The following is a 12,636-nucleotide window of genomic DNA, read 5'->3' as shown; positions in this document are numbered from 1 at the left end:
GGACCGGCCGGCGCGTCAGTGCGCGACGGCCGGCTCCGGACCGGCCGCGCCCGTCGCGCCGGCCAGCCGGGCGACCTCCTCGGCGACTCGATCGGCGGCGACGTACTGGAGCATGTGGCCGATGCCCGGCAGCAGAACCAGCCGCGCGCCGGGGATCGCGCGGGCCAGCGGCACCGCCTGCGTGTCGGCGCGGACGATTGGGTCCGCCTCGCCGGAGATCACCAGGGTGGGCACGCGGATCGCGCCGTAGCGCGGGCTCTGCGCCGCGAGGGCACGCGGCAGGCCGAGCAGGTCCTGGACGTTGGCGAGGAGCGTTCCGGGCCGCAGGACCAGGTCCGACCGCGCCAAGTCCGGGTAATCCGCCCGCGGCGGTTGCGGCTGGAAGACCCGGCGCGCCGCCTCGGGCAGGAAGTGTCGCGCGATGGGCGGCCCGACCGTCCGGCTGAGCAGCCACGCCACCGGCGGGGTCACGGCGAGCCGCCAGTACCACGGCAGATCGGGCATCCGGTCCGGCATGGGCATCGCCACCGGCGCCGCGAGGGCGAGGGTCGAGACCCTGTCCGGGTGGTCCAGGGCCAGGGCCAGGGCGAGGGCGCCGGCCCAGGAATGGCCGAAGACGAGCGCCGGGCCGACACCCATCCGCTCCAGCGCCTCGGCGATCAGGGCGGCCTGCGCGGCCGGGGGCGCGGCGTCGTCGCCGCCGATCCGGTCGCTCCAGCCGAAGCCCGGCCGGTCGAACGCGATGACCCGGAAACCCCGCGCCGCGAGCCGGCGGCCGATCCCCTCCATCGGATCCGACGCGTTGGCCGAAGCGCCGTGCAGGAGCACGACGGGTGGCCCGTCGGCCGGTCCGTCCTGCAGGGTCGCGAGCCGGCCGCCGGTCACTGCCACGAACGGGCCGGCCGGCGGGTTGGCTGCGCCGACCCGCAGGGTGATGATTAGCGTCGCCAGCGCGCCGGCCGCGAGGACGAGCCCGGCGAGGGCGAGGGGCAGGGCCAGGAGGGTGAGGAGGACGGCGGTCACCCGGCTCACAGGTCGCGGCCGTCGACCTCCGGAGTGAGGCGGTTGATCGCCTCACCGATCTTCTCCATCTGCGGGTAGAGCGCCCGCGCCCGCCGGAAGGCGGCGAGCGCCCGCGCCTTGTCGTCGAGCGATTCGTAGATCCGGCCCATCGCGGCCCAGGCCTCGAAGTGGCGCGGCTCCAGCACCAGGGCCCGCTGCAGGTCCGCCAGGGCGTCGTCCTTGTCGGACAGGAGCCAGAACACCGTCGCGCGCCGGTTCCAGCCCTCCGACCAGTTCGGCTCGAGGGCGGTGACGCGGTCCATCAACTCGGCCGCCAGGGGGAAGTCGTGTGCGGTGACCGCCTGACGGGCGCGGTCGGTGAGGAGGTCGGCGGTCGGGCTGCCCGACCCGGCCATGCGCCGCTCGATCAGCCGGGCGATGCCCTTGGCCTCGGCCGGATCCTCGCTGGCGCGCAGGCGGGCGAACAGATCGTCCAGGCTCGGCGGCTTGGGCGCCGGCTTCCCCTCGGGGGCGGCGCGGCCGAGACGCCCGGCCTCCGGGGCCGCCCGCGCCGCCGGGATGTCGAGGGCGAGGGCCGACAGGCAGACCAGGGCGGCGAGGAGTCGGGTCGGCGTCATGCGGCCAGACTGTGCGCCGGTCCGGGATCCGTCAACGTGCCGCGGTGCCGCGCGCATGCGGAAACGGCCGCGCCCCTTCGGGTACGGCCGTCCCAACGTCGATCGTCGTCCGACCCGGCCTGACCGGGCGGAGCGGCCTCAGCCCTGGCGGGCCTTGAAGCGCTTCTGGGTCTTGTTGATCACGTAGACCCGGCCCTTGCGGCGCACGAGCTGGTTGTCGCGGTGGCGGCCACGCAGGGACTTGAGGGAGTTGCGGATCTTCATGGGTCTCTCGAGCCCGGAGGGCCGTCCGTTGTGTAGGGTGTCGGGAACGTGGTCACGAGGCTGGACGCGGGGTCGCGTCCGGCGATCACGGCTCACGCATCGCGGGATGGCGCGGCCATATCAGGATTCGCCCCCGGAAGGCAAGGCGCGACAGGCATCGGGCGGAGGGGGGGCGGCTCAGTGAACCCTGTCGAGATCCGGCACCGCCGGTGCCAGCACGAGCTGCCGGCCGATCTCGTGGAGCAGCACGTCGAGCAGCGGCTTCAGGCGCTCGAACCCCGGCTGGGGCAGGCCGACCTCGGCGGCGTTGTAGAGGGCCAGGGCCATCTCGGCGACCCGGTCGATGCCGCCGGCCGCCACGTCGGTCGCGCAGAAGGCGGATTCTTCGAGGAAGCCGTCGCGGCCGCACTCGGTCACGTCGATGACGATCCCGTGGGCCTCGCTGACGCCGCCCTGCGCGTCGAGGATGAAGCGGCCGCGCGCGAGGATCCACCGGACCTCGCCCGGCTCCGGGACGGTCCGGTACTGCGCGATGTACAGGCCGCCCTGCCGGCGGAGGTCATCGAGGGTCGACGCGATCCGACGCTGATCCTCCGGGTGGATGCGGTCCAGGAAGCTTCCGAAGGTCGTGCCGCTGCCGCTTTTCGTCCTGGGCAGGCCCAGCATCGTCGCGGCGACGGGGTCGCACCGCAGAACATCGTCGGCGATGTGCCAGGTCCAAGTCCCGACATCCGACACAACGAACGCGCGCGCCACACTGCTGCCGCCCCGCCGCTTCGTGCGCACGCCGACGCCCACAGGCTCGATCTCCAGCCATTTTCAGGCGGTCTGCCCAGACCGCTTCGTTGGTCGACACGATACTGAGATCACGAATGCGGCACAACGCGCGAGTTCTGCAGGGCTGAGCTGTATCGCACCGGTATCGGCCGGATCAGGGACGATGGTAAACGCCGGTCAATATCCCCTTCGCGAGGACCTGACCGCGCATAGCCTCGATCAGCGCGCCGCGGCCCGGCGCCTCGGCGAGGGCGAGGGGCTGCCGCAGCGCGTAGATCTGGAACAGGTACGGGTGAGGCCCGTGGCCGGTCGGTGGGTCCGGCGGCAGCCACTCCGCGCGCAGGAAGCTGTTCCGGCCCACGGCCTCCACGGTGCCCGCGTGGCCGGGCCCCGGCAGCGCGCCCTCCGGCAGGCCGGCGGGCTCCGGCGGGACCGACCAGGCGATGAGATGGACCAGCGGCCGGGGCGTCGGGCTGCCTGCATCCTCCACGATGAGGACGAGGGCGGCGGTGCCCGCCGGCAGCCCGCTCCAGGCGAGGGGCGGCGACACGCCCGCGCCGTCGGCCGTGAAGCGCGCGGGCAGGTCCGCCCCGTCGGCGAAGGCCGGGCTCGACAGCGTCACGGTCTCGGGCACGTCGGGGAAGTCCGCGCGGGACGTCGTCTTCTCCAAGCCCGCCTTCAGCCCCGACAGCGCCTCGCCGAGCACACCGGGAATCTTCTCGAGCATCGCCGCCTCCTCCGCCGCGATGGCAACGGCGGAGGAGGCGACCCGTTCACGCCGACCGCTCGGCCGCGACCATGTAGTTCACCGCCTTGTCGCGGCTGGTGCGCCACCCGTCCGTCAGCGGGTTGTAGACGACGCCGACCGTGTCGGTGACGTCGAGGCCGCCGGCCCGGATCGCGCGGGCGAGCTCGTCCGGCGTCACGAACTTCTCCCAGTCGTGCGTGCCGCGCGGCAGCCAGCCGAGCACGTACTCGGCCCCGACGATGGCGAGCGCGAAGGAGCGCAGCGTGCGGTTGAGGGTGGCTCCGAACAGCATTCCGCCGGGCTTCACCGCCGCGCAGGCGGTCCGCACGAAGGCCGGCATGTCGGAGACGTGCTCGACGACCTCCATGATCAGCACCGCGTCGAAGGTCTCGCCGCCGGCGACCACCGCCTCGATCGTCTGCCCGCGGTAATCCACCGGCACCCCGGCCGCCTCGGCGTGGGCCCGGGCCACCGCGACGTTCTGCTCGGCCGGGTCGAGGCCGGTCACCCGGGCGCCGAGCCGGGCCAGCGGCTCCGAGAGGACGCCGCCGCCGCAGCCGACGTCGCAGATCGTCAGCCCGTCGAGGGGGAAGGGTGCCTTCGGGTCGCGGCCGAACCTGCGGCAGAGGGCGTCGCGGATGTAGGTGAGCCGCACCGGATTGAACCGGTGCAGGACGCGCATCGGGCCGGTCTCGTCCCACCACGTGGCGGCGAGCGCGTCGAAGCGCGCGACCTCGCCGCGGTCGACGAACCCTTCCGTGACCCGGTCCGTGGCTGACCTGTCCATGCGTGTTCCGTCCTCATGCCGGCGGCCGGCATCCGCCGCGCGGCGTCGTGGCCGCGTCGTGCCCGCGCTCTAGCACGGCGATCGCCCGGAAGTCGCCGCGGCGCGCGGGCGCCATGCTTGGCCGGTTGTTGACACTCCTCCGGGCCGCTTGTACCCGCCGGGCACCGTCCGGACGGGGCTGCAGCGGCCCGTCCAATCGCCACCGGGAACCCGCGACCGAGAGACCATGCCCCGTCTGGTGATGAAATTCGGCGGCACCTCCGTCGCCAACGTCGACCGCATCCGCAACGTGGCGCGCCACGTCGCCCGCGAGGTGGCGGCCGGTTACGACGTCGCCGTGATCGTGTCCGCCATGTCGGGCAAGACCAACGAACTGGTCGACTGGGTCAAGGACGCGAACCCGATCTACGATCCGCGCGAGTACGACGCCGTCGTGGCGTCCGGCGAGCTCGTCACCGCCGGCCTCCTGGCGATCGCCCTGCAGAAGGACGGGCTCAAGGCCCGCTCCTGGCAGGGCTGGCAGATCCCGGTCGTGACGTCGGACGCGCACGGCTCGGCCCGCATCGCCGACATCGACCCGAAGAATCTCGAGGCGGGCTTCGCCAAGGGCGAGGTCGCGGTCATCGCCGGCTTCCAGGGTGTCCACGACGAGACCGGCCGCGTCACGACGCTCGGCCGCGGCGGCTCCGACACCTCCGCGGTGGCCGTGGCGGCCGCGATCGGGGCCGAGCGCTGCGACATCTACACGGACGTCGACGGCGTCTACACCACCGATCCGCGCATCGTCCCGAAGGCCCGTCGCATGGAGCGGGTCACCTTCGAGGAGATGCTGGAGATGGCCTCGCTGGGCGCCAAGGTGCTGCAGGTCCGCTCGGTGGAGCTCGCCATGGTCCACCGGGTGCCGACCACGGTCCGGTCCTCCTTCGATCCGCCGGACGCCGCGCGCCCGGGCACCCTCATCTGCGACGAGGACGACATCGTGGAACAGCAGATCATCACCGGGATCGCCTTCTCCCGGGACGAGGCGCAGATCACCCTGCGCAAGGTCAAGGACAGCCCCGGCGTCGCCGCCGCGATCTTCGGGCCGCTGGCGGATGCCAACATCAACGTGGACATGATCATCCAGACCGTGTCGGGCGACCAGTCGACCACCGACATGACCTTCACGGTGCCGTCCGCCGAGTACGAGCGGGCCCGGAAGATCCTCGACGAGGCCCGCGCGCAGATCGGCTACGCGCAGATCGAGGGCGCCACCGACGTGGTGAAGGTGTCGGCGATCGGCGTCGGCATGCGCAGCCACGCGGGCGTCGCCGCCAAGGCCTTCCGGGCGCTCGCCGAGAAGGGCATCAACATCCGCGCGATCACCACCTCGGAGATCAAGTTCTCCGTGCTGATCGACGCCGCCTATACGGAGCTTGCCGTGCGCACGCTTCACTCGCTATACGGCCTGGATCAGGCCTGAGCCTGGGACGCGGGTTCGAGCGGGGCGCGTGGTGTGAACTGAACAGTCACGGGCCGATCCGCCGATCCCAGAACGCCTCTGGGACCAGCGACCCGGTCCATCCGGCGCCGGCCGTCCCGGGTCTGGCGCCAAGGTTGCAGGGTGGTCGACGCCAAGGCCGCTCACCGACGCTGGAACGACGAACCGATGCCCGCTGCGCCCGGAGGCCCGCGCCTGCTGCTGCGCCGCCTCCGCGAAGCGATGGCGGAGCCGGTCAGCCCCCAGGCGCGCCTCGACCGCATCGTCGTCCTGATCGCCGCCAACGTGGTGGCCGAGGTCTGCTCGGTCTACGTGCTGCGCGACGACAACACCCTCGAGCTGTTCGCCACGGAAGGTCTGAACCGCGAGGCGGTGCACCAGACCCGCATGCGCACCGACGAGGGTCTCGTCGGCCTCATCGCGCGCACGGCGGAGCCGCTCTCCCTCTCGGACGCCCAGAACCACCCGGCCTTCTCGTACCGGCCTGAGACGGGCGAGGAGGCCTACCACGCCTTCCTGGGCGTGCCGCTGCTGCGCGCCGGCAACACGCTCGGCGTCCTGACGGTCCAGAACAAGACCTACCGCGTCTACTCCGAGGAGGAGATCGAGGCGCTCCAGACCACCGCCATGGTGCTCTCGGAGATGATCGCCTCGGGCGAGCTGGAGGGGCTCGCGCCGGACGCCGGCACCGCGGCCCGCCGTCCGGTCCTGGCCCGGGGCATCGCCCTCGCGGACGGCATCGGCCTCGGCTACGTGGTGCTGCACGAGCCCCGCGTCGTCGTGAAGACGCTGATCGCCGAGAACGTCGAGCGCGAGGTCGCGCGCCTCGACGCGGCGATCGAGGAGGTCCGCTCGGCGATCGACGCTCTGGTGGAGCGCGGCGACCGGATCGGCACGGCGGAGTCCCGAGAAGTGCTCGAGACCGTCCGGATGTTCGCCCACGACAAGGGCTGGCTCCGCCGGATGCGCGAGGCCGTGGGCTCGGGCCTGACCGCGGAGGCCGCGGTCGAGCGGGTCCAGTCGGACAACCGCGCCCGGATGATGCGGCAATCGGATCCGTACCTGCGCGAGCGGCTGCACGATCTCGACGACCTCGCCAACCGCGTCCTGCGCACGCTGATCGGCCCCGAGGCGGCCGGCGCCCTGGTGCTGCCCGAGAACGCCATCCTGGTGGCGCGCACCATGGGGCCGGCGGCGCTCCTGGACTACGAGGCCTCGACCCTGCGCGGCATCGTCCTGGAGGAGGGCGGTCCGACCAGCCACGTCGCCATCGTCGCCCGGGCGCTCGGCATCCCGGCTGTGGGCGAGGTCGAGAACGCCACCGCCCTGTGCGACGCCGGCGACGCGATCATCGTCGACGGTGTGGCCGGCGAGATCCATGTCCGGCCCGGTCCCGAGGTCGAGGCCGCCTACGCCGAGATGGTGCGCCTGCGCGCCCGCCGGCAGGAGCAGTACCGGGCGCTGCGCGACGTCCCGGCCCAGACCCGCGACGGCGTGCGCGTCGGCCTGCACCTCAACGCCGGCCTGCTGGTGGATTTCAGCCACCTGCAGGAGACGGGGGCCGAGGGCGTCGGCCTGTTCCGCACCGAGCTGCAGTTCATGGTGGCGCAGCGCATGCCGTCGGCGGCCGAGCAGGAGGAGCTGTACCGCAAGGTCTTCGCGGCCTCGGCCGGCAAGTCCGTCACGGTCCGCACCCTCGACATCGGCGGCGACAAGATCCTGCCCTACATGGCCAAGCTCGAGGAGGAGAACCCGGCGCTGGGCTGGCGGGCGATCCGCATCGGCCTCGACCGGCCGGCGCTGCTGCGCATGCAGCTGCGCGCCCTCCTGAAGGCCGCCGACGGCGACCCGCTCAAGATCATGTTCCCGATGGTCGCCACGGTGGACGAGTTCGTGCGCGCCCGCGGCATCGTCGAGCGCGAGAAGGCCTACCTCAAGCGCCACGGCTACCGGCTCCCGACCGATTGCCGCCTCGGCGCGATGATCGAGGTGCCGTCGCTCCTGTTCCAGATCGACGAGATCGCCAAGGAGGCCGACTTCCTCTCGGTCGGCTCGAACGACCTGATGCAGTTCCTGTTCGCGGTGGACCGCGAGAACCGGCGGGTCGCCGACCGGTTCGATCCGCTGAGCGTCGCGGCGCTCCGCGCGTTCCGTCTGATCGCCGAGCGGGCCAACGCGGCCTCCTGCCCGGTGACGGTGTGCGGCGAGATCGGCGGCCGGCCCCTCGACGCCATGGCGCTGATCGGCCTCGGCTACCGACAGCTGTCGATGTCGCCGGCCGCCATCGGCCCGGTCAAGGCGATGGTGCTGAGCCTCGACGCGGCCGCGATCGCCGCGCTGATCGACGCCGAGATGGCGCGGATGCACGACGGCGATTCCCTGCGCCCGGCGCTGACGGCCTTCGCGCACGCGCACGGCATCCCTATCTAAGCGCGAACGCGACCCTTGCCGAACATTCGGCCGGGGTTGTACGGCAACGCCACGACGATTTCGGTCGACGCGCCGCGGCTTCCGCTCTCGGACGGACGAGGCGTGGATTTGGGGGACGTCCTGCCGGGTCCTACACCCTCCAAGCCACGCAGCTCCGTCCCGCAGGACGAGACGCGCGCCCGGCCCGCAACCGCACGCGCAGACCTGCAGAAACACGGGCGATGATCCCCTTTCCCACCGAGCGCCTCGACGCCATCCTGGCGCGGCACGACATCGTCACCGCGCAGCTCGCCTCCGGCGAGATCGATCCCGAGACGGTGGTCCAGCTCTCCCGCGAGCTGTCCGACCTCGACCCGGTCGTGGCGGCGATCCGCGCCTACCGCGCCGCCCTGGAGAACCTCGCGGGCGTCGAGGCCCTGATCGACGAGCCCGGCACGGATCCGGAGATGCGGGCCCTCGCCGCCGAGGAGAAGCCGGAGGCGCAGGAGGCGCTCGAGGCCGCCCACCGGGACCTCCAGCTGCTGCTCCTGCCCAAGGACGCCGCCGACGAGAAGAGCGCGATCCTGGAGGTCCGCGCCGGGACCGGCGGCGACGAGGCCGCGCTGTTCGCCGGCGACCTGTTCCGGATGTACGCGAAGTACGCCGAGTCGAAGGGCTGGCGGGTCGAGGTGATATCCGAGAGCGAGGGCACGGTCGGCGGCTTCCGCGAGGTCGTGGCCGAGGTGAAGGGCCGGGGCGTGTTCGCCCGCCTCAAGTTCGAGAGCGGCGCCCACCGGGTCCAGCGCGTGCCCGACACCGAGACGCAGGGTCGGATCCACACCTCCGCCGCCACCGTCGCGGTGCTCCCGGAGGCCGAGGAGGTCGACATCCACGTCAACGACGCGGACCTGAAGATCGACACGATGCGGGCCCAGGGCGCGGGCGGCCAGCACGTCAACAAGACGGAATCGGCGATCCGGATCACGCACCTGCCGACCGGCATCGTGGTCTTCGTCCAGGAGGAGCGGTCGCAGCACAAGAACCGGGCCCGTGCCATGGCGCTCCTGCGGGCGCGGCTCTACGACGCCGAGCGCAGCGCCAAGGATTCGGCCCGGGCGGCCGACCGCAAGGCGCAGGTCGGCTCCGGCGACCGCAGCGAGCGGATCCGGACCTACAACTTCCCGCAGGGCCGCGTGACCGACCACCGGATCAACCTGACCCTCTACAAGCTCGAGGAGGTGATGGCCGGTACCGCCCTCGACGAGGTGGTGGACGCCCTCATCACCGAGCACCAGGCGGAATTGCTGGCCGCCGAGGGCATGGCCTGATCCGCGCCGTGACGCCGGACGTGATGCAGGACCTGACCCGCCGCGAGGCGCTGCGCGCGCTGACGGCGCGCCTGCACGCCGGTGGCGTCGCCGAGGCGGCGGGCGACGCCCGGTTCCTGCTGCTCGGCCTCCTCGGCCTGGAGACCCGCGACCTGCTGATCGAGGGAGATCGCCGCGTCGGCGCGGCGGGTGCGGCCGCCCTCGCGGCGGCGCTGGCCCGGCGGCTCGCCGGCGAGCCGGTCGCCCGCATCCTCGGCGCCTGGGAGTTCTGGGGCCTGCCGTTCCGGCTGGGCCCCGACACGCTCGTGCCGCGCCCGGACACGGAGATCCTGGTCGAGGTCGCGCTGGCGGCGCGGCCCGAGCGCGCCGCGCCGCTCCGCTGCCTGGACCTCGGGACCGGGACGGGCTGCATCCTGACGGCCCTCCTGTCCGAGCGGCCGCGGGCCACCGGCGTCGGGCTCGACCGCTCCGAGGGCACCCTGCGCGTCGCCCGGGACAACGCCGTCTTGAACGCCGTCGACGACCGGGCGCGCTTCGTCGCCGGCGACTGGTGCGATGCCCTGCGCGGCCGCTTCGACCTCGTGGTCTCGAACCCGCCCTACATCGCCCGCGCCGTGATCGCGACCCTGGAGCGCGAGGTCCGCGGCCACGACCCGGAGGCCGCCCTCGACGGCGGCACCGACGGACTCGACGCCTACCGGCGGATCCTGGACGGCGCGGGCGCGCGTCTCGCCCCGGGCGGCCTGCTCGTGCTCGAGATCGGCTACGATCAGGCGGCGGCCGTCACGGAGCTCGCGCGCGCCGCCGGCTATCGCGAGCGCGGGCTGACCCGCGATCTTGCCGGTCATGACCGAGTCCTGTGTTTCGACCGGCCGGAGGGTCTTTTATCCGGCCACAGGGATGCCTAAGTCTGGGTCGACCATCCCGGCACCGAAAAATTGCTTGTTGCATCAACCGGGGAACGCTAGAGTCGGCTTGAAGATCGCGAACCGTCCGTTAAGACGGACGGCTGTAAGGTCGGTGGTGACCATGGGTCGCCGATTGGTTCGCTGATCCCCCTAACCCGTCGAACCAGAACGCGCCGGTGCCAGCGCGGCGGGACGACACATTCGAACCTGACAATCGACTGAGGATCGGCGGCCTTCACCGGGCGCCCGGTTCGAAGGGTGGTCAGGCAGACGCGCGGACCGAAGAGCGGTCCCACGCGCGGCGCCGCCGGATGCGCTTGGCCGGTTCGCGCCACGAGATCCGCCCGGGCGCCTCCGTAGACAGTCGTTTGCGTGAACGAGGGTCATAACAGACCGATGAGACCAAACCAGAATCGACGGATGCGCGGCCGGAACCGGCCGAAGGGTCCGAATCCGCTGACGCGCTCCTACGAATCCAACGGTCCCGACGTCAAAATCCGCGGCACCGCGCAGCACATCGCCGACAAGTACGCGCAGCTCGCGCGAGATGCCCTTGCCGCCGGCGATCCGGTCGCCGCCGAAAACTACTTTCAGCACGGCGAGCACTACTTCCGTATTGTCTCCGGTGCGCAGGACCAGAATCGACCGGCTAACACCGGTGGCTATGCCAGTCGTCCCTACGACGACGACATGGACGAGGGCGACGACGACGCCCAGGGCAATGGCGGGTCGCAGAACGGTCACGCCTATAACGGCTACGACGACAACGATCCCGGCCAGCAGCCGCAGCCCTACGAGAGCCGTCCGGACGGGAATCAGGACGGCCGCCAGGGCCGCGACCGGTTCCAGAACCGCGACCAGCGCCGGTTCGACAACAACGGCCGTCAGGACTACCGGCGCCAGGACCAGCCACGTCAGGATTATCAGCGCCAGGACTACCAGCGTCAGGATTATCGCCAGGAGAACCGGCAGGATCGTCAGGACCGCCAGGATTACGGCCGTCCGGACTACCGCCAGGAGCGGCACGAGGGCCGGCCGGATCGCCAGGACCGTCCGGACAATCGGCAGGATGGCCGCCAGGACGCGCGTCCGGACAACCGTCCGGACAATCGCGGCGACCAGGGCCGCTACGACAACGGGCGCGCCGAGGCCCGGCAGGAGGCCCGTCCCGAGGCTCGCCCGGAGCGGGCCCCCCGCGCCGAGGCCGCACCGCGCCGCGAGCGCCGCCGCGAGACCGCGCCCGCCGCGGAGGCCGAGGAGCCTACGGGCCTGCCGGCCTTCCTGATGGCGCCCGCGCGCCCCGCGCCCGCGGTCGAGCCGTCGAGCGCTCCCGAGCCCGAGGCGGCGGCCGACGAGGCTCCGGCCGCCAAGCCCCGCCGCCGTCGGCGCCCGCGCTTCGAGAGCGCCGCTGACGAGGGCGGCGCGACCACGCCGGCGGCGGACGTGCCGACCGAGTGATCCGACATCGCGGATGACGTTGAAGCGAGGCCGTTCCGGGGAACCGGGGCGGCCTTCTTCTTTCGCGGCTCAGCGCGCAGACCGCCGCGCGGCCTTCCAGTCCGGGTAGGCGTGCACGCGGTGGATCAGGCGGCGACGCCGGCCGATCTCGCCGAACGGCGCGATCTCCCAGTCCCAGGCTTCCGGCGCGGGCGGCAGCGTGATCCCGAACAGCAGGTCGGCGCTGTCGACGGTCCGGCCTGCCCGGTCCTCCTCGCACTGTACCGTGTCGGTGATCAGGCAGACGCGCTCGACGCGCCCGGCGAGCGCGTCGAGCGCCGCCAGGTGGGTCTCGACGAGGTGCGCGCCGAGTCGCGGGGGGGCCTCGCGGCCCCGGGTCTCGTGGGCCTCGATCGGGAGGAGCGGGATCTGCGACAGCAGATTCGCCGAGACGATCAGGTCGGCGTCCGCGCAGAGGTCGGCCCAGGCCCCCGCGAGACCGGCGCTGATCTCCGCGGTCGCCAGCGCGACGTTCGGGACGCGGCGGGCGGCGAGGCGCGCCGGCCAGGGATGGACGGCGTCCACGAGGCTGACCCGGTCGAACAGGCGGGCGAGGGCGTCGAGCGGTACGTCGTCGAGCAGGCCCGAGCCCAGCACCACCGCGTGCCGGCGCTGCCGGGTCGCTTCGGCCGCCGCCGCGATCACGGACCGGGCCCGCGCGAGGTGCGGCGCCCAGGCCGCCCGGCAGCGGCGCGAGCGGGCGTGGAGCAGGCCGCTCTGGCGGACATAGCCGAGCCGGCGCAGGGGAAGCGGCGCCGGGTTGAGGATGGACAGGGCCCAGGCGAGGAGCATCGCCGG

The 12,636-nt window shown here is 72.8% G+C and carries 12 protein-coding genes; 5 read left to right on the top strand and 7 right to left on the bottom strand.

The genetic code is table 11. From position 1 onward, the window contains the following. Positions 1-15 precede the first annotated feature (15 nt). The 6 genes from ACX9MN_RS05810 to ubiG form a co-directional block, all read right to left on the bottom strand. A complete protein-coding gene (locus ACX9MN_RS05810) occupies positions 16-1,032 on the bottom strand; it encodes an alpha/beta fold hydrolase (protein WP_489723927.1) in 1,017 nt (338 codons plus the stop codon). Further along, positions 1,029-1,640 (bottom strand): tetratricopeptide repeat protein, encoded by a 612-nt coding sequence (locus ACX9MN_RS05805; protein ID WP_489723926.1) that lies wholly within the window; start codon positions 1,638-1,640, stop codon positions 1,029-1,031. Before ACX9MN_RS05805 ends, ACX9MN_RS05810 begins: the two co-directional genes overlap by 4 nt. 138 nt (positions 1,641-1,778) lie before the next feature. Beyond that, the gene (gene ykgO / locus ACX9MN_RS05800; RefSeq protein ID WP_003601867.1) at positions 1,779-1,904 is read right to left on the bottom strand and encodes a type B 50S ribosomal protein L36; all 126 of its coding nucleotides are present in this window, start codon (positions 1,902-1,904) and stop codon (positions 1,779-1,781) included. A 177-nt stretch (positions 1,905-2,081) separates the two neighbouring features. Then, on the bottom strand, positions 2,082-2,660 hold the full coding sequence (locus ACX9MN_RS05795; protein ID WP_489723925.1) for a PAS domain-containing protein: 579 nt from the start codon (positions 2,658-2,660) through the stop codon (positions 2,082-2,084). Between the two features lie 175 nt (positions 2,661-2,835). Next, a complete protein-coding gene (locus ACX9MN_RS05790; protein ID WP_489723924.1) occupies positions 2,836-3,408 on the bottom strand; it encodes a YbhB/YbcL family Raf kinase inhibitor-like protein in 573 nt (190 codons plus the stop codon). Positions 3,409-3,454: 46 nt separating this feature from the next. Further along, the gene (gene ubiG, locus ACX9MN_RS05785; RefSeq protein WP_489723923.1) at positions 3,455-4,216 is read right to left on the bottom strand and encodes a bifunctional 2-polyprenyl-6-hydroxyphenol methylase/3-demethylubiquinol 3-O-methyltransferase UbiG; all 762 of its coding nucleotides are present in this window, start codon (positions 4,214-4,216) and stop codon (positions 3,455-3,457) included. A gap of 226 nt (positions 4,217-4,442) precedes the next feature. Here ubiG and ACX9MN_RS05780 point away from each other — a divergent pair, with 226 nt between their 5' ends. The 5 genes from ACX9MN_RS05780 to ACX9MN_RS05760 all read left to right on the top strand — a co-directional run bounded on the left by ACX9MN_RS05780 (position 4,443) and on the right by ACX9MN_RS05760 (position 11,799). Continuing rightward, positions 4,443-5,678 (top strand): aspartate kinase, encoded by a 1,236-nt coding sequence (locus ACX9MN_RS05780; protein ID WP_056521840.1) that lies wholly within the window; start codon positions 4,443-4,445, stop codon positions 5,676-5,678. 186 nt (positions 5,679-5,864) lie between these two features. After that, the gene (gene ptsP / locus ACX9MN_RS05775; RefSeq protein WP_020091506.1) at positions 5,865-8,126 is read left to right on the top strand and encodes a phosphoenolpyruvate--protein phosphotransferase; all 2,262 of its coding nucleotides are present in this window, start codon (positions 5,865-5,867) and stop codon (positions 8,124-8,126) included. Positions 8,127-8,347: 221 nt separating this feature from the next. Then, complete coding sequence (prfA, locus tag ACX9MN_RS05770; RefSeq protein WP_056521837.1) at positions 8,348-9,433, top strand: peptide chain release factor 1; 1,086 nt, start codon at positions 8,348-8,350, stop codon at positions 9,431-9,433. An 8-nt stretch (positions 9,434-9,441) separates the two neighbouring features. Further along, positions 9,442-10,341, top strand: coding sequence for a peptide chain release factor N(5)-glutamine methyltransferase (gene prmC, locus ACX9MN_RS05765; protein WP_489723922.1), 900 nt, complete (start codon positions 9,442-9,444; stop codon positions 10,339-10,341). 420 nt (positions 10,342-10,761) lie between these two features. Continuing rightward, positions 10,762-11,799 carry a DUF4167 domain-containing protein gene (locus ACX9MN_RS05760; RefSeq protein ID WP_489723921.1) on the top strand — a complete coding sequence of 346 codons (1,038 nt, stop codon included), beginning with the start codon at positions 10,762-10,764 and terminating at the stop codon, positions 11,797-11,799. Between the two features lie 69 nt (positions 11,800-11,868). Here the strand turns inward: ACX9MN_RS05760 and ACX9MN_RS05755 are convergent, their stop codons facing one another. Next, a complete protein-coding gene (locus tag ACX9MN_RS05755; RefSeq protein ID WP_489723920.1) occupies positions 11,869-12,630 on the bottom strand; it encodes a hypothetical protein in 762 nt (253 codons plus the stop codon). Positions 12,631-12,636: the final 6 nt, after the last annotated feature.

Source organism: Methylobacterium sp. 1A, assembly GCF_058072805.1.
Note: the sequence above shows the minus strand (reverse complement) of the source record. Positions and strands in the feature narration are given on the sequence as shown.